Origin of the sequence: Serratia bockelmannii (assembly GCF_008011855.1) — a bacterium.
Taxonomy (GTDB): domain Bacteria; phylum Pseudomonadota; class Gammaproteobacteria; order Enterobacterales; family Enterobacteriaceae; genus Serratia; species Serratia bockelmannii.
Genome location: NZ_VOUX01000005.1, coordinates 242,895 through 264,362 on the forward strand (window position 1 = coordinate 242,895; position 21,468 = coordinate 264,362).

General features: G+C 60.2%; 17 protein-coding genes and 1 other RNA gene. 6 read left to right on the forward strand and 12 right to left on the reverse strand.

The window, feature by feature from the left end; genetic code table 11:
* Nucleotides 1–52 precede the first annotated feature (52 nt).
* The gene (locus FOT55_RS09975; RefSeq protein ID WP_147823426.1) at nt 53–1,495 is read left to right on the forward strand and encodes a protein adenylyltransferase SelO; all 1,443 of its coding nucleotides are present in this window, start codon (nt 53–55) and stop codon (nt 1,493–1,495) included.
* 36 nt (nt 1,496–1,531) lie between these two features.
* On the opposite strand, the gene FOT55_RS09980 is transcribed toward FOT55_RS09975, so the two are convergent.
* From FOT55_RS09980 to ppsR, 9 genes are all read right to left on the reverse strand, one after another.
* Nucleotides 1,532–2,317 (reverse strand): heme ABC transporter ATP-binding protein, encoded by a 786-nt coding sequence (locus FOT55_RS09980; protein WP_025302633.1) that lies wholly within the window; start codon nt 2,315–2,317, stop codon nt 1,532–1,534.
* Nucleotides 2,310–3,314, reverse strand: a complete 1,005-nt coding sequence (locus tag FOT55_RS09985) for a FecCD family ABC transporter permease (protein WP_016927948.1) — start codon at nt 3,312–3,314, stop codon at nt 2,310–2,312. The genes FOT55_RS09980 and FOT55_RS09985 overlap by 8 nt, the downstream gene beginning before the upstream one ends.
* Nucleotides 3,314–4,144, reverse strand: coding sequence for a heme/hemin ABC transporter substrate-binding protein (locus FOT55_RS09990; protein ID WP_147823427.1), 831 nt, complete (start codon nt 4,142–4,144; stop codon nt 3,314–3,316). Before FOT55_RS09990 ends, FOT55_RS09985 begins: the two co-directional genes overlap by 1 nt.
* Nucleotides 4,141–5,178, reverse strand: a complete 1,038-nt coding sequence (locus tag FOT55_RS09995) for a hemin-degrading factor (protein WP_060432955.1) — start codon at nt 5,176–5,178, stop codon at nt 4,141–4,143. The genes FOT55_RS09990 and FOT55_RS09995 overlap by 4 nt, the downstream gene beginning before the upstream one ends.
* Nucleotides 5,179–5,244: 66 nt before the next feature.
* Nucleotides 5,245–7,326, reverse strand: coding sequence for a TonB-dependent hemoglobin/transferrin/lactoferrin family receptor (locus FOT55_RS10000; RefSeq protein ID WP_060432956.1), 2,082 nt, complete (start codon nt 7,324–7,326; stop codon nt 5,245–5,247).
* Nucleotides 7,327–7,420: 94 nt separating this feature from the next.
* Entirely contained in the window at nt 7,421–7,603 is a 183-nt protein-coding gene (gene hemP, locus FOT55_RS10005; RefSeq protein WP_043141213.1) for a hemin uptake protein HemP, read from the reverse strand.
* 171 nt (nt 7,604–7,774) lie between these two features.
* Complete coding sequence (locus FOT55_RS10010) at nt 7,775–8,260, reverse strand: glutathione peroxidase (protein ID WP_025302639.1); 486 nt, start codon at nt 8,258–8,260, stop codon at nt 7,775–7,777.
* A 106-nt stretch (nt 8,261–8,366) separates the two neighbouring features.
* Nucleotides 8,367–9,413 (reverse strand): 3-deoxy-7-phosphoheptulonate synthase, encoded by a 1,047-nt coding sequence (locus FOT55_RS10015; protein WP_004931381.1) that lies wholly within the window; start codon nt 9,411–9,413, stop codon nt 8,367–8,369.
* A gap of 197 nt (nt 9,414–9,610) precedes the next feature.
* Nucleotides 9,611–10,471 carry a posphoenolpyruvate synthetase regulatory kinase/phosphorylase PpsR gene (gene ppsR, locus FOT55_RS10020; protein ID WP_161781785.1) on the reverse strand — a complete coding sequence of 287 codons (861 nt, stop codon included), beginning with the start codon at nt 10,469–10,471 and terminating at the stop codon, nt 9,611–9,613.
* Between the two features lie 459 nt (nt 10,472–10,930).
* Between ppsR and ppsA the strand changes: the two genes are divergently transcribed.
* Entirely contained in the window at nt 10,931–13,309 is a 2,379-nt protein-coding gene (gene ppsA / locus FOT55_RS10030) for a phosphoenolpyruvate synthase (RefSeq protein ID WP_049209411.1), read from the forward strand.
* 109 nt (nt 13,310–13,418) lie between these two features.
* Here the strand turns inward: ppsA and rprA are convergent.
* An RNA gene (gene rprA, locus FOT55_RS10035) (antisense sRNA RprA) lies at nt 13,419–13,530 on the reverse strand.
* Nucleotides 13,531–13,786: 256 nt separating this feature from the next.
* Nucleotides 13,787–14,887 carry an AI-2E family transporter YdiK gene (ydiK, locus tag FOT55_RS10040; protein WP_025302642.1) on the reverse strand — a complete coding sequence of 367 codons (1,101 nt, stop codon included), beginning with the start codon at nt 14,885–14,887 and terminating at the stop codon, nt 13,787–13,789.
* A 245-nt stretch (nt 14,888–15,132) separates the two neighbouring features.
* On the opposite strand from ydiK, the gene ydiJ reads away from it, so the two are divergent.
* Nucleotides 15,133–18,189: a D-2-hydroxyglutarate dehydrogenase YdiJ gene (gene ydiJ, locus FOT55_RS10045; RefSeq protein ID WP_049205158.1), complete on the forward strand. Its 3,057-nt coding sequence runs from the start codon at nt 15,133–15,135 to the stop codon at nt 18,187–18,189.
* On the forward strand, nt 18,186–18,602 hold the full coding sequence (gene menI / locus FOT55_RS10050; RefSeq protein ID WP_016927938.1) for a 1,4-dihydroxy-2-naphthoyl-CoA hydrolase: 417 nt from the start codon (nt 18,186–18,188) through the stop codon (nt 18,600–18,602). Before ydiJ ends, menI begins: the two co-directional genes overlap by 4 nt.
* Nucleotides 18,603–18,647: 45 nt before the next feature.
* Here the strand turns inward: menI and FOT55_RS10055 are convergent, their stop codons facing one another.
* Nucleotides 18,648–19,052 carry a hypothetical protein gene (locus tag FOT55_RS10055; RefSeq protein ID WP_004931369.1) on the reverse strand — a complete coding sequence of 135 codons (405 nt, stop codon included), beginning with the start codon at nt 19,050–19,052 and terminating at the stop codon, nt 18,648–18,650.
* Nucleotides 19,053–19,578: 526 nt separating this feature from the next.
* Here FOT55_RS10055 and sufA point away from each other — a divergent pair.
* Together sufA and sufB are read left to right on the forward strand one after the other, a co-directional pair.
* Complete coding sequence (sufA, locus tag FOT55_RS10060) at nt 19,579–19,950, forward strand: Fe-S cluster assembly scaffold SufA (RefSeq protein WP_004931368.1); 372 nt, start codon at nt 19,579–19,581, stop codon at nt 19,948–19,950.
* A 14-nt stretch (nt 19,951–19,964) separates the two neighbouring features.
* Entirely contained in the window at nt 19,965–21,461 is a 1,497-nt protein-coding gene (gene sufB, locus FOT55_RS10065; RefSeq protein ID WP_025302644.1) for a Fe-S cluster assembly protein SufB, read from the forward strand.
* Nucleotides 21,462–21,468: the final 7 nt, after the last annotated feature.

Sequence of the window (21,468 nt, forward strand, 5' to 3'; positions counted from 1 at the left end):
TCGGTGTTAATCCGCCCGTTCAGGCTCTACACTACGCTGAAACGGAGGGCCTATGCCGCAGTTCGATAACGCTTACTACCAACAGTTACCCGATTTCTACACCGCCCTGAACCCGACACCGCTCAAGGATGCACGCCTGCTGTACCACAGCGAGCCGCTGGCACGCGAGCTGGGGCTGGATGAAAGCTGGTTTACCCAGGATAAAACCCCCATTTGGGCGGGAGAATCGCTGCTGCCCGGCATGCAGCCGCTGGCACAGGTGTACAGCGGCCACCAGTTCGGCGTGTGGGCCGGGCAACTGGGTGATGGCCGCGGCATTTTGCTGGGCGAACAGGTCATGGCGGATGGCAGCCACCGCGATTGGCACCTGAAGGGGGCCGGGCTAACGCCATATTCACGCATGGGGGATGGCCGCGCGGTGCTGCGTTCGGTTATCCGCGAGTTTCTTGCCTCTGAGGCGCTGCACCATCTGGGGATCCCCACCACCCGAGCGTTGACTATCGTCACCAGCCAGCAACCGGTATATCGCGAGCAGCCAGAACGCGGCGCCATGCTGATGCGGGTGGCGGAAAGCCATGTGCGCTTCGGCCACTTCGAACACTTTTATTACCGTAAACAGCCGGAGCAAGTGCGGCAGCTGGCGGATTTCGTCATCGCCCGTCACTGGCCACAGTTGCAGGATCTGGCTGAGCGTTACCTGCTGTGGTTTACCGACGTGGTCGAACGCACGGCGCGTTTGATCGCCCATTGGCAAACCGTCGGTTTCGCCCACGGCGTGATGAACACCGACAATATGTCGATTCTCGGTATCACCATCGATTACGGCCCTTATGGCTTCCTGGACGACTACCAGCCCGGCTATATCTGCAACCACTCCGATCACCAGGGGCGTTACGCCTTCGACAATCAGCCGGCGGTGGCGCTGTGGAACCTACATCGCCTGGCACAAACCCTGTCTGGGTTGATGACCACCGAGCAGCTGCAGCAGGCGCTGTCGGCATATGAGCCGGCGCTGATGCGCGCCTACGGTGAACAGATGCGCGCCAAACTCGGCTTCTTCACGCCGACGGCGCAGGATAATGACGTGCTCACCGGTCTGTTGAGCCTGATGGCGCAGGAAGGGCGGGACTATACCCGCACGTTCCGCTTGTTGAGCGAGACCGAACAGCAGCAGGCGCAGTCGCCGCTGCGCGACGAGTTTATCGACCGTGCGGCGTTCGACGCCTGGTATCAGCAGTATCGTCAGCGCTTGCAACAGGAACAGGTCAGCGATGCGGAACGGCAACGGGCGATGAAGGCGGTGAACCCGCGCCTGATCCTGCGCAACTATCTGGCGCAGCAGGCGATTGAGGATGCGGAGAAAGACGACGTGGGCCGTTTGCAGCGGTTGCATCAGGCTCTGCTGAGACCGTTCGACGATGCGCCGGAGTATGACGATCTTGCTGCGCTGCCGCCGGATTGGGGCAAACATCTGGAGATTTCCTGCTCCAGTTGAGATGAAAAAGGGCGCCTCATGGCGCCCTTGAACGTTTCATTGTCGCAGATAGACCTGCGGCAGAGACACTTCGGGATGATGCACCACGCCGAGATCGGCCTGATACCAGCGGGTGAGGATCTCCGTCTGCAGGACCTCTTGCGGCGTGCCGCTCGCCACCAGACGTCCCTGATGCAACAGCAGGATCCGATCGGCGTACAGCGCCGCCAGATTGAGATCGTGCAGCACGCAGCAGACGCCCAGCGGCTGTTGACGTGTCAGCGAGCGCAGCAGGCGCAGGGTGTGCTGCTGGTGATACAGATCCAGCGCCGAGGTCGGCTCGTCGAGAAACAGCCAGGCGGGAGACGGTTGTGGTTGCCACAGCTGCGCCAACACCCGCGCCAACTGCACCCGCTGCTGTTCGCCACCGGACAACCGGCGGTAATCGCGCTGCGCCAGCGCCAGGCAGTCGGTTTGTTCCATCACCTGTTGGATCGCCTGATGCTCGTCGCGTTTGCCGTGCGGCGATCGCCCCATGCTGACCACTTCTTCCACGCTGAAGGGAAACGCCAGATCGCTGTATTGGCGCATCACGGCTCGGACTTTGGCCAACTGCTGCGGCGCCCAGTGTTCCAGCGGGCGGTCGAGCAGCCGGCATTCGCCGCAGTCCGGCGTCAGATAGCCGGTCAGCAAGCGCAGCAGCGTCGATTTGCCGGCGCCGTTAGGGCCGATAATCGCCACCATCTCACCGCTGGCGAGGCTGAGCGAAACGTCGTTGATCAAGCGGCGCGTACCGAGGCTGTAACGCAGCTCTCGGGCTGTCAGGCAGGCGGCGTTATCCACCGGTTCGCTCCCGCTGGCGCATCACCAGCCATAAGAAGTAAGGACCGCCGATCAGGCTGGTCATCAAGCCTACCGGCATTTCGGCCGGCGCCACCAGTGTGCGCGCCAGCGTATCGCTGACCAGCAGCAGACAGGCGCCGCCCAGCGCGGAGCAGGGCAGTAGCCAGCGGTGATCGCCGCCAAGGCGCATGCGCACCAGATGTGGTACCACCAGACCGACGAAGCCGATCACGCCGCTCATCGCTACCGCCGCGCCGATCAGCAGGGCGCTCAGCAACAGCAGCTGCAGCTTGGCGCGCTGGACGTTCACCCCGAGGTAGTGGGCCTCTTCGTCCCCCAGCTGCAACAGATTCAGCCGGCGCGCCTGCAACAGCGTCAGCAGCGCCGTAGGCAGGATCAGCGAGGCGGAAACGGCCAGCGTCGGCCACTGCGACTGGCTGAGGCTGCCCATCATCCACAGCGAGAACTGGCGCAGCTGTTGATCGCTGCTGACGTAGGAGAGCACGCCGATGGCCGCCATGCACAGGGCGTTGATGGCGATGCCCGCCAGCAGCAGCCGCGACAGATTGCCGTGCCCGCTGCGGCTGATGCCGTAGATCAAAAGCGATACCAGCAGGCTGCCGAGGAACGCCGCCAGCATATGGCCGTATAGCGCGATCGTCACCGGCAACGCCAGCGGCATCACGATGAACAGGGCGACAAACAGCGCGCCGCCGCTGCTGATGCCCAGCAGGCTCGGATCCGCCAGCGGGTTGCGGAACAGCCCCTGCATCACCGCGCCGGACACTGCCAATGCGCAGCCGATCACTACTGCCAGCAGCACGCGCGGCAGACGAATGTTCAGCCAGATGTGCCAGGCGGCGTCGCTGAAGGGTTCGCGCCACAGGGTGCGAAACGACAGCGTCAGCGCGCCCAGGTTGGCGGCGACCAGGGCCAGCAACGTCAGCAGCACCAGCAGGCCGATGATGGCCAACTGAGGCGAGGTGCGACAGCGCATTACTTTTGCTCCGCCGCGTGGCGCAGTTTGGCCAGCGCCGCCGGCGTTTCCAGACCGAAGCCCAGCAGCGCCATGTCATCGACGATCAGTACGCGGCGCTGCTTGCCTGCTGGCGTCAACGCCAGGCCCGGCAGCGTCCATAGCTGCTGTTCGCCGCCGAGGGTGCGCACGCCGTCGGTGGTGACCAGCAACAGGTCCGGCGCGCTGGCGATGACGCCTTCCTGCGACAGAGGACGATAGCGGTCAAAACCCTGCATGGCGTTTTTCAATCCGGCGGCGGCGATCACCGCGTCGGCGGCCGTGTGTTGCCCGGCGGCCATCGGCGTAATGCCGCCGTGGCTCATCACAAACAGCACCTTGACCGGCAGCGGAGAGGTGTCGACCGCCGCCAGCTGTTGTTGATAGCGCTCGCTCAGCTGTTTGCCTTGCTCATCACGCTGCAGCGCGGCGGCGATCACGGCGATTTTCTGCGGCACCGCCTGCAGGGTGGTGTCACCCGGCACGCTGACCACTTTGACGCCGCTGTCCGCCAGCTGTTTGAGCACCAGCGCCGGCTGCGCCAGCTCGGTCGTCAGCACCAGCGTCGGTTTGAGCGCCAAAATGCCTTCGGCGTTCAGTTGGCGCATGTAGCCGACGTCCGGCAGCTTTTTCACCGCCTCCGGATGCAGACTGGTGCTGTCACGGGCGATCACGTCGTCGCCGGCGCCGAGCGCGAAGGCGATTTCCGTCACGTCGCCGCCGATCGAGACGATGCGCTGCGCCGCCGCCGCGGTGAGCGGCAGCGCCAGCGTCATCATCAGCGTCAGGCGGCGGATCAAGGAAGATTTCATGCGGCGATGTCCTTGGCGGCGAGCGCGGCAACCTGCTCGCGCCACTGGGTTTGTTCCGGCTGCCCTTCGGTACGCTGGCCATACAGCTGCGCAATCTGCGTGCCATCGGCGGCGAACAGCTCCAGGCTGGTGACGATGCCGTCCTTGGTCGGTTTGCGGGTGATCCAGCTTTCGGCGATGGCGTCTTCGATCAGGTGCAGCGTGAAGCGACGGTTGAACACGTTGATCCAGCCTTCCTGCGGCATCAAACGTTCGATCTGGCCGGTGAAGATCTGCACGCAGCCGCGGTTGCCGACGAAGATCATGATCTCGTTTTGCTGCTGCTGCGCCGCTTCCAGCAGCTGCGACAGCGCGCTGTTGTCCACCTGATAGGCCAGATCGTCGCCGACGGCGCGGAACGCCTGCTGGCGCGTCAGTTTGTTGCGGCTGAGCAGCTGGAAGAACTGGTGAACGTCGGTCATCGCGCGCCATTCACCGTCGATTTTGGCATGATCCTGCGTCGTTTCATCCGCGGTGCTCGCCTCGGCGGGCTGCAGCGCCAGCGCCGGGTTTTCTTCGCTCAGGTGGCGCTCCACCAGTGCCATCCAGGCCGGCAGATCGGTTTCGTCGGTGGTGTAGACCTTGTGCAGCGCATCGCCCTGTTGGTCGAAGAACTGGATGCTGTGGCGCACGCCGCGCTTGTTGGTTTCGCTCATGGCGAAGACGCTGGTCCAGTGGTTGAGGAACAGGCGCAGATCCAGCTCGCGCGGGTTGAGGATCAGCCCGGCGTGGCCGTTGAGGTGCTGGTTGCGGTAGCGGCCCATCTGCTCATGCACCGCATAGCTGTTGCGGGTGATGGACTTGGTGACGCCCACCTGCTCAAGCTCGGTCAGCAGGGTGCGCGCGTCGGCCTGCAGGCGGCGGGTGTCGTGGCCGACGCGGGCGTGCGTCAGCTCCGCTTCGCTGACGCCAAGGATCGCCGCCAGATCGCGGGCGTATTTGCCTGGGTGGTCGATTTTGGCCTGTTGGTAGCGTTCGTATAGGGTGTTGCTCATGCGGGATTCTCCTGCGCTGTAATGCGAACGGCGGACAACCGGGTTGTCCGCCAGATAGTCAAATGATTACCACTGGTAGCTGACCAGCAGTTTGGCGTTGCGTCCATCCTGCGGGATGCCCTGCGGCGAGTAATATTCTTTGTCGAAGGCGTTGCCCAGCACCACGGTGGTGGTCATGCCCTGCAGCCGATCGCGACCCTTGTAGCTCAGATAGAAGTCGTTGACGCCATAGCCGGCTTGTTCGGCCGTGCCGGTCTCCACGCGCGTCGCGCGTTCGGCGAAGGTGGCGACCCAGCCGGCGGACAGACCGGTTTCGCCCAGCGGCACGTCCAGCGAGCTGGTGACAGTGTCTGGATTGATGCTGCTTAACCAGTCACCGGTCGCTTCATTTTTGCCACGGGTGCGGTTATAAGCCAAATCCCAGCCGAACCACGGTGTTTTATAGCTGAGCGTAGCATCCCATCCCCAGATTTTGGCGCGATCGATATTGGTCGAGAATGTGGTGCAACTGATGCAATAAGGGCCTCGCGGACCGCGTCCCAGTTCCATTGTGACATCGGTGGTGATGTAGTCCTTGGCTTTGGTATCGAAATAGCTGGCTTTGAACTGCAGACTATCATCGGCCAGCATCAAATCATCGAAACGCAGACCAAACCCGTACTCTTGGGTTTCGTTGGTTTCCGGTTTCAAATTCGGGTTAGGCACCCAATAGTTGGTGATGGTGGTTGGCCCCATTGGAATTGAGAAGTGTTTGGAGTCGTTGTACATCTCACCCATCGTCGGCGCGCGGAACGCCTGAGAATAGGAGCCGAACAGCATCAACCAGTCGGTAGGCGTAATGCTGACCGCACCGCGAGAGGACCATTTATCCGCATCCACATCGGCATAACCGTCGCTTGAGCCCTTGTAATTGTCATAGCGGGTGCCGGCGAGCAGAGTGACAGGCAGATCGCGCAGCGTGATTTCATCTTGCAGCCAGCCTGAAGCGAAATTGATTTTTGCTTGCGGGAAACTTTCGGTAGCGCCGCCCGGCGTTTGTTCCTGTTTGTAAGCCTCGGTGCCGTAGGTCAGCAGGTGAGAGGCGAAAGTATCCGCAAACAGGCGCGTTCGGTTTTCGAGTTTGGCGCCTTTCGTGGTTTGTTTGCGTGCTTCATCTTCGCTGCCATTGGCGTGAGCGTTAATTTTTACGTCTGAATAATACACTTTCGCTTCTGCATCCAGCCAATCTTGGCCGGCCGGTTTCAGTTTGTAACTCAGTGCCGCGTCGCGTTGAATCGTCGAACGATCGGTCATTAAGTTTCCACTGGAGCTGGCTGGAGTTTGCGGGTTTTTCGGCTCCTGGGCGCTGTTGTTGTAGTAACGCAGGTTGCCGCTCAGCGACTGGCTATCGTCGATCTTCCAGGTGCCTTTGGCCAGCACGTTGCTGATGGTTTCGTCGTTAGGCGCATCGAAGCCGTTGCCCTGACGAAGATCGCCGACGTCGCGAGTGCCGAACGACAGCAGGCCGTCGAGGTTATCGGTCTTGCCGTAGGCGCTGGCGCCCATCCCCAGGCTGTGATCGCCGGTGCCGGCGGTGCCGTAGACGCGGAACCCGGTATCGTGGCCCGGCAGCAGCAGATCGGCGGCATCGACGGTCTCATAAGACACTACGCCGCCCAACGCGCCGCTGCCGTACAGCAACGCGGAGGGGCCGCGCACGATTTCAATGCGTTTCACTAACGCAGGATCCAAAAATGTGCCGTTAATATGGCCGGTATCGGTCCCCTGGCGGATGCCGTCAACCAACGTCAGCACGCCGCGTCGGTCGTAACCGCGCATCATGAGATCTTGCCCATTGCTGCGCCCGGAACCCGTGACGGTAATGCCCGGCACGCGGCGCAGCATATCGGCGGCGGTGCCTGCAGTTTGGCTTTCTGGCGAATTGCCTTCGATGACCGTGACCATCATCGGCGCTTCAAAGCTGCTGCGTTGGTTACCGGTGGCGACCACCGTCATGGTCTCGTCGGCGGCTTTGGCTTTTTTAGCCGGCGCCGCGTTGGAAGAGGATGTTGTGCTGGTGTTTTGTGCCAAGGCCACCGTAGGCAGAGCGCAGGCAATCGCCAGACTCAAAGCGGAAAAACGCAGCCGGGTGGAAAATGTCAGAGGCATGGTGCAACTCTCCGTATGTAATAAAACATATCAATAGATTTGCTGGCTGCCTGGATCAAAAGATCGGGGTGGCTGGCGTTTGAGGATTCTGTGGTTATTTGGTCAGGATCAATTTCCCGGCTTTGGTCTGCCGCAGCTGATAGCGCTGGCCCTGATGGGTAATGAACGCGATGCCGTCGGTGCCGAGCAGCTGTGCGCTGTCGTAGCTGGGCGGCGCGTTTGCGCTGTGCTCGGTCGGGGCCGCGGCGGCGGGGGTAGGCGTGTTGGCAGTATCCATCATCATTGTGCTTATAAAACAGACCATTAAATGGTAATTAATATCAAACTGAGAATCATTATCATGTGAAGGAAAGGTTACATCAAGGAAAATTTTCTTACCGATGGAACCTTTTTGTCGAACGGACATCCGGCGGCGGGCCGAGCGCACTCGGCCCGTAAAAAAGGGGCGTTATTTCAGCAGGGTTTCGATGCGGTCAAACAAACGCTCGGGCTTAGTGATCGGCGCAAAGCGCGTGATGCGCTGGCCGTCGGCGGTGAGCAGGAATTTGGTGAAATTCCACTTGATGCGGCGGCTGCCCAGAATGCCGGGTGCCAGGCGTTTCAGCTCATTGAACAGCGGGTGCGCGCCGGGACCGTTAACGTCTATCTTGCTGAACAGCGGGAAACTGACGCCGTAGTTGAGGCTGCAAAAGTTGGCGATCTCCAGCGGACTGCCCGGCTCCTGAGAACCAAACTGGTTGCAGGGGAAGCCGAGCACCACCAGGCCGCGTTCGCGATAGTATTGCCACAAATTTTCCAGCCCACGGTATTGCGGGGTGAAGCCGCACTTGCTGGCGGTGTTGACCACCAGGTAAGCGCGCGCCGGGAAATCGCCCAGCGTTTTTTGCTCGCCCTGCAGCGTGACGCAGGGGATGGATAACAGAGAGTGAATCATGCCGGGGCTCCCAGTGCGTTTCGGCGGGCGCTAAAGCGTTGCAATCAGTATAGATGAGCGGGGCAGAAGGAATAAAGCCGGGGGCGTGGCCCCGGCCTCTACTGGGTTAGAAACGGCTATCAACCGCATCCGCCAGCATCGCCAGCAGCTGCTCGCTGTCGGACCAGCTCAGGCAAGGATCGGTGATCGACTGGCCATAGGTCAGCGGCTGGCCGGCGACGATTTTCTGCGTGCCTTCCACCAGGAAGCTTTCCGCCATTACGCCGGTGATGGCGGCGGAGCCGGCGCGGATCTGCTGGCAGACGTTGTCGGCCACTTCCAGCTGGCGACGGTGCATTTTCTGGCAGTTGCCGTGGCTGAAGTCGATCACCAGGTGTTCAGGCAGATCGAACTCGCGCAGGCTGTCACAGGCGGCGGCGATGTCGCTGGCGTGGTAGTTCGGCGTTTTTCCGCCGCGCATGATGATGTGGCCGTACGGGTTGCCGCTGGTCTGGTAAATGGTCATCTGGCCATGTTTGTCCGGCGACAGGAACATGTGCCCGGCGCGCGCCGCGCGAATGGCGTCGATGGCGATGCGGGTGTTGCCGTCGGTGCCGTTTTTGAAGCCGACCGGGCAGGAGAGCGCCGAGGCCATTTCACGGTGGATCTGGCTTTCGGTGGTGCGCGCACCGATGGCGCCCCAGCTGATCAGATCGGCGATGTATTGGCCGACGACCATGTCCAGGAATTCGGTGGCGGTCGGCAGGCCGAGCTGGTTCACTTCCAGCAGGAGGCGGCGCGCCATTTCGATGCCGCGGTTGACCTGGAAGGTGCCGTCCAGCGCCGGATCGGAGATCAGGCCTTTCCAGCCGACGACGGTACGCGGTTTTTCGAAGTAGGTACGCATCACGATTTCCAGACGATCCTGGTAGCGTTCGCGCAGGGCGTTCAACCGGCCAGCGTAATCGACGGCGGCGTCGAGATCGTGGATGGAGCAGGGGCCGATCACCACCAGCAGGCGGCGGTCTTCACCGGTGAGGATTTTTTCAATGCGTTTTCGTGACGCTGTCACGTTGTCGGCGACGGCCGCCGAGATCGGCAGCTTGTCTGCCAACGCTTGCGGCGTGACGAGGCTGTCGATGCGCGCGGTCCGCAGTTCATCTGTTTTGTGCATGTTGTTCCCTGGAAACTGTTCTTCTCTGCGGCAGGAGTGCCGGGAAGTGATGGCGATCACAATAACGCAAAAAGCGCTGAATTCAACCGTAGAGATTGTGTTCTGTTGATCAAAACCGCGAAAAAAAGCACAAAAAAATCAGCTGCTGTTGAAATAAACGGCAGGCGGCGGGGCACGGCGGCCCCGCGAGAAAATGATCAGAACATGCGGCGACTCATACCGAGGATGTCGAGGATTTTGGTGGAAATCTCTTCGACAGAATAATTGGTGGTATTGAGGTAGCGGATCTGATTTTTGCGGAACAGCGCCTCGACCTCGGCGATCTCCATGCGGCACTGGCGTAATGAAGCGTAACGGCTGTTTTCACGCCGCTCTTCACGGATCGCCGCCAGGCGTTCCGGATCGATGGTCAGGCCGAATAATTTATGCTGAAACGGTTTCAGCGAGGCCGGCAGGTGCAAATTATCCATATCGTCGGCGATAAACGGATAGTTGGCGGCGCGAATGCCGAACTGCATCGCCAGATAAAGGCTGGTGGGGGTTTTGCCGCAGCGCGACACGCCGAGCAGGATCACCTGCGCCTGATCGAGGTTGCGCAGCGAAATGCCGTCGTCATGCGCCAGGGTATAGTCGATGGCGGCAATGCGCGCGTCGTACTTGCCGAGGTTGCTGGCGGTCAGGCCGTGGGTGCGGTTCGGCACCGGCGTCGGTTCCACTTCCAGCTCGCCCTGCAGCGGGCCGACCAGCGCCTGCACGATATCCTGGCAGAAGCCCTGGCTCTGCACGATCACATCGCGCACTTCCGGCGAGATGATGGAGTAAAACACCAGTGGCCGCACGCCGGTTTGATTATAAATATCATCGATTTGCTGGCGAACTGCGCGCGCGCGCGCCTCGGTTTCGACGAACGGCAGGGTAAAGGTGGTCGCCGTGACCGGAAACTGCGACAGCACCGCGTGCCCCAACACTTCGGCGGTGATCGCCGTACCATCCGAAATATAAAAAACGCTTCTTTCCACCCGAGGCTCCTTACCTGAAAACGGTGTTCCTGCTGTCATCACTGTCAATATCATGGGCCGCGGACGATCCGTCGGTAAAGGGGGGAGGGAAAAAATTGTGACGGCGGGACGGTAAAGCGCTTTGCGCCGGCGCGTGAAGAAAAGCGCGTTTTGCCGGCGGTAAAAATTGTGGCGCAACGAGGTTTTTCGACCCGAAACGTAAATTTGCCGTTATTTTCACCAAAAACGGTAGCGTTTGCGCGGTCATTAAAACAGAAGTTTAAAAAGAACGTAATTTGTTGAGATCTAAGCTTTTCGTGCGATTGGGAACGGTTCCCTGCCAAATCAGCCGGTTAGGACATTCTCTTAAAAACCACTTTCTTCAGTGGGTTGATCGATTCACCTTTCCATTTTCCCCAGATCAGTGTGCTAGTCTGATTCGGCTCCGTGTTAGCGGCGCTGTAAAGCAAGCGAATTAAATCCGTCTTTACCCTACTGATAGCAATAAGGATTGTCTCGATGTCCAACAATGGCCCAGACTTGCGTAATGTGCTTTGGTACAACCAGCTTGGCATGCACGACGTTGACCGTGTCGGCGGCAAAAACGCCTCCCTCGGTGAAATGATCACCAATCTTTCCGATTTGGGCGTGGCCGTGCCGAACGGTTTTGCCACCACCGCACAGGCGTTTAACGATTTCCTCGAACAAAGCGGTGTTAACCAGCGCATCTATCAGCTACTGGATCAGACCGACGTTGACGACGTTGCCCAACTGGCCAAGGCCGGCGCCCAGATCCGCCAATGGGTGATCGACACGCCGTTCCACGCCGAGTTCGAGCGTGAAATTCATCAGGCTTACCAACAGCTCGCCGACGGCGAACCGGAAGCTTCCTTTGCGGTGCGCTCCTCCGCCACGGCGGAAGACATGCCGGACGCGTCCTTCGCCGGCCAGCAGGAAACCTTCCTCAACGTGCAGGGCATCGACGCCGTAATGGTGGCGATCAAGCACGTGTTCGCCTCGCTGTTCAACGACCGCGCCATCTCTTATCGCGTGCACCAGGGCTATGACCACCGCGGCGTGGCGCTGTCGGCGGGCGTACAGCGCATGGTGCGCTCGGATCTGGCCTCCTCGGGCGTGATGTTCACCATCGATACCGAGTCCGGCTTTGATCAGGTGGTGTTCATCACCTCCGCCTTCGGTCTGGGTGAAATGGTGGTGCAGGGCGCGGTGAACCCGGATGAGTTCTACGTGCACAAACCGACGCTGCAAAAAGGCAAGCCGGCGATCGTGCGCCGCAACCTGGGCTCGAAAAAGATCCGCATGGTGTACGCACCGTCGCAGGATCACGGTAAGCAGGTGCGCATCGAAGACGTGCCGGAAGCGCAGCGCAGCCGTTTCTCGCTGACGGATGACGAAGTGCAGGCGCTGGCGCAGCAGGCGATCCTGATCGAAAAGCATTACGGCCGCCCGATGGATATCGAATGGGCGAAAGACGGCCATACCGGCAAGCTGCTGATCGTGCAGGCGCGTCCGGAAACCGTTCGCTCCAACGAACAAACCATGGAGCGCTACCAGCTGAATGGCACTAGCCCGGTGCTGGTGGAAGGCCGCGCCATCGGTCATCGCATCGGCGCCGGTCCGGTGAAAGTGATCCACGACATCAGCGAAATGGATCGCATCCTGCCGGGCGACGTGCTGGTGACCGACATGACCGACCCGGACTGGGAGCCGATCATGAAGAAGGCCGCCGCGATCGTCACCAACCGCGGCGGGCGCACCTGTCACGCGGCGATCATCGCCCGTGAGTTGGGCATCCCGGCGGTGGTAGGCTGCGGCCACGCCACCGATGTGCTGAAAGACGGCCAAAAAGTCACCGTCTCCTGCGCGGAAGGCGACACCGGCTTCGTTTACAGCGACATGCTGGATTTCAGCGTGCAGAGCTCCGAAGTGACCGAGCTGCCGGATCTGCCGCTGAAGATCATGATGAACGTCGGCAACCCGGATCGCGCTTTCGACTTTGCGCGTTTGCCAAATGAAGGCGTGGGCCTGGCGCGGCTGGAATTTATCATCAACCGCATGATCGGTGTGCACCCGCGCGCGCTGCTGGAGTTCGATCAGCAGACGCCGGCGCTGCAAAACGAAATTCGCGCGTTAATGCAGGGTTACGACCACCCGGTCGAGTTCTACGTTGGCCGCCTGACAGAAGGGATCGCGACGCTGGGTGCCGCCTTCTGGCCGAAGCGTGTGATCGTGCGCCTGTCCGACTTCAAATCCAACGAGTACGCCAACCTGGTGGGCGGCGATAAGTATGAACCACACGAAGAGAACCCGATGCTGGGCTTCCGCGGCGCCGGCCGTTACGTGGCCGACAGCTTCCGCGATTGCTTCGCGCTGGAGTGCGAGGCGGTGAAACGCGTGCGTAACGAAATGGGGCTGACCAACGTCGAAATCATGGTGCCGTTCGTGCGCACCGTGGCCCAGGCGGAAGCGGTGGTGGCGGAGCTGGCGCGTCAGGGGCTGAAGCGCGGTGAAAACGGGCTGAAAGTGATCATGATGTGCGAGATCCCGTCCAATGCGCTGTTGGCGGATCAGTTCCTCGAGCACTTCGACGGCTTCTCTATCGGTTCCAACGACATGACCCAGCTGGCGCTGGGGCTGGATCGTGACTCCGGCGTGGTGTCGGAGCTGTTTGACGAGCGCAACGAGGCGGTGAAAGCGCTGCTGTCGATGGCGATTCAGGCGGCCAAACGCCACGGCAAATACGTCGGCATCTGCGGCCAGGGCCCGTCTGACCATGAAGACTTCGCCGAGTGGCTGATGGAGCAGGGCATCGATAGCCTGTCGCTCAATCCAGACACCGTGGTGCAGACCTGGATCAATTTGTCGAAAAAGAAATAATGTCTCGGCCTCGCTGAGGCATTAACGCAGGGCCGCAGTTAACGCTGCGGCCTTTTTATTTCCGAATGTAAATAACGGCGCGTAAAATAATCAATTCGACGAAAAAAGAATAAAAAAAAGCCCACCGTAGGAGATGGGCAAAGACTACACACAGCAATTCACATGTATGGCATTACATTGTTCAGAAAGGTTGCTTTAAAATCAGTAATTTGAAGCAATAGATGGCCATAATACTAGATTTTTGAACGCGACTAGTCATTAAGAATCATCCTAATCGATAGCGCCATCACATTTTATTTGTGGGAGTTATCTCTTTTTGCCGCTTGCAACAAACAGGGATTTACATTGCACCTTTCATTCGCTGTACCGTAATCAATATAGGGCGGCATTATATTTGGCGGAGATATTACTCGAATGAGGTAGGAATAATGACCTGAGTGAAATGTTCCGCCCGACGATGCGGGCGGAAGGGGGGAATTAGCGTTTTTCCAGATCTTCGATGACTTGCTCCGGCGCGGTGGTCGGCTCCGGCGCTTCATCCATCCAGGCGGTCAGCAGGCGATAAGATACCGCCAATACCACCGGGCCGATGAACAGGCCGATCATGCCGAAGGCCAGCAAGCCGCCGATAACGCCGGACAGGATCAGCAGCAGCGGCAGGTCGGCGCCCATGCGGATCAGCACCGGGCGCAGCACGTTATCCAGCGTGGCTACCACGCAGCTCCAGACCAGCAGTACGGTGCCCCAGGTGGTGTCGCCGTGCCAGTACAGCCAGATGATGGCCGGCACCAGCACCAACAGCGGCCCCAATTGTGCCACGCAGCAGATAAAGATCAGCATCGTCAGCAGGGTGGCGGCTGGTATGCCGCTCACCGCCAGACCGATGCCGCCTAGCACCGACTGCACCAGCGCCGTCACCACCACGCCCAGCGCGACGGCGCGGATCGCCTGGCCGCCCAGTAGCACCGCCGCATCGCCGCGTTTGGAACCGAGGCGTACCGCAAAGTGACGGATACCCAGCGCCACCTGCTCGCCGCGCGCATACAACAAGGCGCTGAACAGCAGCATCAGCGCGCAGTGCAGCAGCAGACGGCCGATATGCGCCGCCTGCGCCACGAACCAGGTGGCGGTTTGACCGAAGTACGGCTGTACCTTCGCCAGCAGCGCAGCGCCGCCGGCGTTAACCAATGTGTGGTAGCTGGTATAGAGCCTGTCGCCGATCATCGGCACGGACTGCAGCCAGGCGAGATCGGGAATGTGCAGCTTGCCGGGTGAACTGGCCCAGGCGATCAGCGGCGCGCTGTTATCCACCACGCTGCTGATCAGCAGGGAAATCGGCAGAATGAACAGCAGGATCAGCAGCAGGGTCATGACCAACACCGCCAGCGAGCGACGGCCCCACAGCAGCTTTTGCAGTTTGAGCAGCAACGGCCAGGTGGCGATCACCACCATGCCCGCCCAGGCGAAGCCGAGAATAAACGGTTGGATCACCCAAAAACAGGCAACGATCATGATGGCGATAAACAGCACGCCGAAAATAATTCGCGGTAAGTCGTAACGCGATTGCGGGAGTGGCATCAGTGGCTTCTCATCCTGGTCAATTAAATCCCTGGCACCGGCGAATCGGGGTGCCTGTCGGTCGGTTTATCGCCGCCGGGCGGCCGCCTGTGGCGGCGCTCGCAGGGCGGTAATAATGTGAATGCCTTCACTAAACGAGTATGTTAGTTTTTAGTGTCACTAAAAAATAGGGTGGGTCTGAATTAAAGGCCCGATTCAGCGTACATCAGCGCATAAAAAATAGACGGACAGGGTCAAAAAAGCGAATGATCCCACAGATTTCTCAGGCGCCCGGCCTCGTTCAACGGGTGCTCGACTTTTTGGAAGCACTGAAGCAAAACGGATTCAACGGCGATACCGCCACCAGCTACGCCGACCGCCTGACGATGGCCACCGACAACAGTATCTATCAGCTGTTGCCCGATGCGGTGGTGTTCCCCCGTTCCACCGCTGACGTGGCGCTGATTGCGCGTCTGGCCGGGGAAGAGCGATTCAATACGCTGACCTTCAGCCCGCGCGGCGGCGGCACTGGCACCAACGGCCAGTCGCTCAATACCGGCATCGTGGTCGATATGTCGCGCCATATGAACCGCATTCTGGAGATCAACGTCGAACAAGGCTGGGTGAAAGTCGAAGCCGGCGTGATCAAGGATCAGCTGAATCAATACCTGCGGCCGTTCGGCTACTTCTTCTCGCCGGAACTGTCCACCAGCAACCGCGCCACGCTGGGCGGCATGATCAACACCGACGCCTCCGGCCAAGGTTCGCTGGTATACGGCAAAACCTCCGATCACGTGTTGGGCCTGCGGGCGGTGCTGCTGGGCGGCGAGATGATCGATACCCGCGCCATGCCGACGGCGCTGGCGGAAACGATTGCTCTGGAAGAGACAGCGGAAGGGCGCATTTACCGCACGGTGCTCAATCGCTGCCGTGAGCAGCGCGCACTGATCCTCGAGAAATTCCCCAAGCTCAACCGCTTCCTCACCGGTTACGATCTGCGCCACGTGCTGAGCGACGATCTGCAAACCTTCGATCTGACGCGCATCCTGACCGGCGCCGAAGGCACGCTGGCGTTTATCACCGAGGCGCGGCTGGATATCACGCCGCTGCCGAAAGTGCGCCGCCTGGTCAACGTGAAGTACGACTCCTTCGACTCGGCGCTGCGCAATGCGCCCTTTATGGTCGAGGCCAAGGCGCTGTCGGTGGAAACCATCGATTCCAAGGTGCTGAATCTGGCGCGTGAAGACATTGTTTGGCACTCGGTGAACGAACTGATCGCCGACGTGCCGGATAAAGAAATGCTCGGGCTGAACATCGTCGAGTTCGCCGGCGACGATCGGGCGCTGATCGACGGCCAGATGGAGGCTCTGTGCCAACGGCTGGATGAACTGATCGCGCAGCGGCAGGGCGGCGTGATCGGGTACCAGATCTGCGGCGATCTGGCTGGCATCGAGCGCATTTACAACATGCGCAAGAAGGCGGTCGGGCTGCTGGGCAACGCCAAGGGGCGCGCCAAGCCGATTCCGTTTGCCGAGGATACCTGTGTGCCGCCGCAACACCTGGCGGACTATATCGTCGAATTCCGTCAACTGCTTGACGACCACAACCTGAGCTACGGCATGTTCGGCCACGTCGACGCCGGGGTGTTGCACGTGCGCCCGGCGCTCGACATGTGCGACCCGCAGCAGGAAGTGCTGATGAAGCAGATCTCCGATCGGGTGGTGGCGCTGACCGCCAAATACGGCGGTCTGTTGTGGGGGGAGCACGGCAAGGGCTTCCGTGCCGAGTACAGCCCTGAGTTCTTCGGGGAAACGTTGTATGAAGAGCTACGCCGCATCAAGGCGGCGTTTGATCCGGATAACCGTTTGAACCCGGGCAAGATCTGTTCGCCACTGGCGGTAGATGCGCCGATGATGGAGGTAGACGCGGTCAAACGCGGCACCTTCGATCGTCAGATCCCGGTCGAGGTGCGCACTTCGTTCCGCGGCGCGCTGGAGTGTAACGGCAACGGCCTGTGCTTCAACTTCGACGTGCGTAGCCCGATGTGCCCGTCGATGAAGATCAGCGGCAACCGCATTCATTCGCCGAAAGGGCGGGCGACGCTGGTGCGCGAGTGGCTGCGTCTGTTGGCCGAGCAGGGCGTCGATCCGTTGGCGCTGGAGAAACAGCTGCCGCAGCAGCGCCTCAGCTTGCGCGGTCTAATCGAGAAAACCCGCAACAGCTGGCATGCCGGCAAGGGCGAGTACGACTTCTCGCACGAAGTGAAAGAGGCGATGTCCGGCTGCCTGGCCTGCAAGGCCTGTTCCACCCAGTGCCCGATCAAAATTGACGTGCCGGGGTTCCGTTCGCGCTTCCTGCAGCTTTACCATACCCGCTACCTGCGCCCGGTGAGCGACTACATGGTCGCCGGCGTAGAGAGCTATACCCCATTGATGGCCCGCGCGCCGAAGGTGTTCAACTTCTTCTTCCGCCAGCCGTGGCTGCGGGAGATGAGCCGCAACGCCGTCGGCATGGTCGATCTGCCGCTGTTGTCCAGCCCGACGCTGCGTCAGCAGCTGTCCGGCCACCGTGCGACCACGCTGACGCTGGAACAGTTGGAAGGGTTGAACGCCGAGCAACGCGAAGAACACGTGCTGATTGTTCAGGATCCGTTCACCAGCTATTACGACGCCAAAGTGGTGGCGGATTTCGTTCGGCTGGTGGAAAAGCTCGGCTATAAACCGGTGCTGCTGCCGTTCTCGCCGAACGGCAAGGCGCAGCATGTGAAGGGCTTCCTGACGCGGTTCGCCCGCACCGCGCGCAAAACCGCCGATTTCCTCAACCGCGTGGCGCAGCTCGGCATGCCGCTGGTGGGTGTCGATCCGGCGCTGGTGCTGTGCTATCGCGACGAATACCGCGAGATCCTCGGCGCCGAGCGCGGCGATTTCCAGGTGCAGCTGGTGCATGAATGGTTGCAGCAGCGGATCGCGGATCGCGCCGAACAGCCGGCGACCGGCGAGCCCTGGTATCTGTTCGGTCACTGCACCGAAACCACCGCGCTGCCGGCCAGCGGCCAACAGTGGGCGGCGATCTTCGCCCGTTTCGGCGCCAAACTGGAGAATGTCAGCGTCGGCTGCTGCGGCATGGCGGGGACTTACGGCCATGAAGCCAAGAACCTGCAAAACTCGCTCGGCATTTATGAGCTATCATGGCACCCGACGCTACAGCGTTTGCCGCGGCAGCGCTGCCTGGCGACCGGTTATTCCTGCCGCAGTCAGGTGAAACGCATCGAGGGCAATGGCGTGCGCCACCCATTACAGGCACTTCTGGAGATGATTGAGTGAAATTGTGGAAACGTGAAACATCGCTGGAGCAGCTGAACCGCGCCGGCGACGGCTGCATGGTCAGCCATGTGGGCATCGAGTTTACCCAATTGGGCGAGGATTTCCTCGAGGCTACCATGCCGGTCGATGGCCGTACCCGCCAGCCGTTCGGGCTGTTGCACGGCGGGGCGTCGGTGGTGCTGGCGGAATCGATGGGATCGATGGCCGGTTACCTGTGCAGTGAGGGCGAGCAGAAAGTGGTGGGGCTGGAGATCAACGCCAACCACCTGCGCGCGGTGTTCGATGGCCAGGTGCGCGGGGTATGTCGCGCACTGCACGTCGGCCGTCGCCATCAGGTGTGGCAAATCGAGATCTTCGACGCGCGCGATCGGCTGTGCTGCACCTCGCGTCTGACCACGGCGGTCATCGACTGATCCCCGCCGGTTTCCGCAGGCGATCGGCCTGCGGAGCGCTTCGTTTTACAGCTGAAACGGCACGCGTTTGACGAAGTCCTTCTGAAACGCGTTTGCCTTCTCCCAGGTGCCTTCCATCGCATATTTTTGGCAGATCAGCGTCAGCGTGTGGCGGGCGAAGTGGTAGCTTTGCACCCGAAACAGCTGGCAGCGCTGCGGATTGTTGATCTCGACGATCAGCCGGTTGTGCAGCTTGCTGAGCGCGTGCAGATAGCTGTCATCATCGCCGTTCTCCAGGCACAGATTGGCCATGGTGAGGCTGACGCTGTTGTACCGCTTCAGATGATCAATATTGCATTCCGGGCGCCGCAGCGCCGCTTCGGCCATATAAAAGTCCACCGTGGCGTCGCGCACGCTGAATTTGTAGTCATCAATCTTGCCCAGCAACCATGCGTTGATCGAAAGAGTCATTGGCTTCGCGCTCAAATTCTAATTGAATGATAATCATTATCATATAAATTGCCGCGTTGCCGATCAATCCCCGGCGCGGCGTTTTTTCATCGCGGGGGTGTAAAAGGCCGCCGACGACCCAATTTAATCCTGAGCGACTAAACTTTAACCTGAGGGGCGCGCGCTGGTGCCGCGCCACGAAATGCCGATAAACGCACATTTACGACAGACAGAATGCAGAAATAGGTATTTTCTATGAATGTTTAGATCGGCAGTGTACCGCGGCACTGTAACGCTGACGGGCCACCGGGGAGTGCGGTACGGTGATGCAGGATAAAGAACAAATTCATAGGGATAGCATGCACACCTTGCCGCCAGATGCCGCAAGCCACCACGGATGTCCCGCTGGCTTGCCGCACGCCGCAGCGAAAAACCGCGCTCGCGGTGGATACCCCCGCAAAACAAACGGTTGAAGTGATAATCGTTATCACTAACATATAAGCAACCCAGATTGGCTGTGGCCAAACACGAGTGTGAGGTAGACCCTATGCAAACGGAAAATGTCGGCACTTTTTCTCTGGATGAAAATGTCTGGCAAGGCATTTCGCTCAGCGACAGCGCCGTACGACAAATAACGAAACTGATGCAGCAGGATCCGCAGGTGAAAGGGCTGCAGCTAGGGGTGAAACAATCCGGCTGCGCCGGCTTTGCCTATGTGCTGGATCTGACCCGCGAACCCGCCGATGACGATCTGCTGTTTGAGCGCGACGGCGCCAAACTCTATGTGCCGCTGAAGGCCATGCCGTTCATCGATGGCACCACGGTAGATTACGTCCGCGAAGGGCTGAATCAGATATTCAAATTCAACAACCCTAAAGCTCAGCATGCCTGCGGGTGCGGCGAGAGCTTTGGCGTTTGAGCGATGCAATCAACATGACACGAAGCAATGTAGAAATGCCTAATGAAGTGCAGGCTTGGGTCAGCGAAGGTCGCTACAAAGAAGGTTTCTTCACCCAGCTGGCAACCGATGAGTTGGCCAAAGGCATCAACGAAGAGGTGGTGCGCGCCATCTCGGCCAAGCGCAACGAACCTGAGTGGATGCTGGAATTCCGCCTCGAGGCCTACCGCGCCTGGCTGCAGATGGAAGAGCCGCACTGGCTGAAGGCCAATTACGAACGCCTTAACTACCAGGACTACAGTTACTATTCGGCGCCGTCCTGCGGCAGCTGCGACGATGCCTGTGGTTCGCAACCCGGCGCCGAGCAGCAACCGGGCGCGGCGACGGAAAAAGATTACCTGACCAGCGAAGTGGAGCTGGCGTTCAATCAGCTCGGCGTGCCGGTGCGCGAGGGCAGCGAAGTGGCGGTGGACGCCATCTTCGACTCAGTATCGGTCGCTACCACTTACCGTGAAAAACTGGCGGAGAGCGGGGTGATCTTCTGCTCGTTCGGCGAAGCGATTCAGGAATACCCGGATCTGGTGCGTCAGTACCTGGGGCGCGTAGTGCCGTCCAACGATAACTTCTTCGCTGCGCTGAACGCCGCGGTGGCCTCTGACGGCACCTTCGTCTATGTGCCGAAAGGCGTGCGCTGCCCGATGGAGCTGTCGACCTATTTCCGTATCAACGCCGCCAAAACCGGCCAGTTCGAGCGCACCATCCTGATCGCCGACGAAGGCAGCTATGTCAGCTATATCGAAGGCTGTTCTGCCCCGGTGCGCGACAGCTATCAGCTGCACGCGGCGGTGGTGGAAGTGATCCTGCATAAAGACGCCGAAGTGAAATACTCGACGGTGCAGAACTGGTTCTCCGGCGGTGAGAGCAAGGGCGGTATCCTCAACTTCGTCACCAAGCGCGCGCTGTGCGAAGGCGCCGGCTCGAAAATGTCCTGGACCCAGTCGGAAACCGGCTCGGCCATCACCTGGAAATACCCGAGCGTGATCCTGCAGGGCGACAACTCGATCGGCGAATTCTTCTCGGTGGCGCTGACCAGCGGCCATCAGCAGGCGGACACCGGCACCAAGATGATCCACATCGGCAAAAACACCAAGTCGACCATCATCGCCAAAGGCATTTCCGCCGGCCACAGCGAGAACACCTATCGCGGCCTGGTGAAAATCCTGCCGGGGGCGGAAAACGCCCGTAACTTTACCCAGTGCGACTCGATGCTGATCGGGCCGGACAGCGGTGCCCACACGTTCCCTTACGTTGAAGCGCGCAACAACAGCGCTCAGCTGGAGCACGAAGCCACCACCTCGAAGATCGGCGACGACCAGCTGTTCTACTGCCTGCAGCGCGGCATCAGCGAGGATGACGCCATTTCGATGATCGTCAACGGTTTCTGCAAGGACGTTTTCTCCGAGCTGCCGCTGGAGTTCGCCGTCGAGGCGCAGAAACTTCTGGCCATCAGCCTGGAACACAGCGTGGGTTAATCGCCGC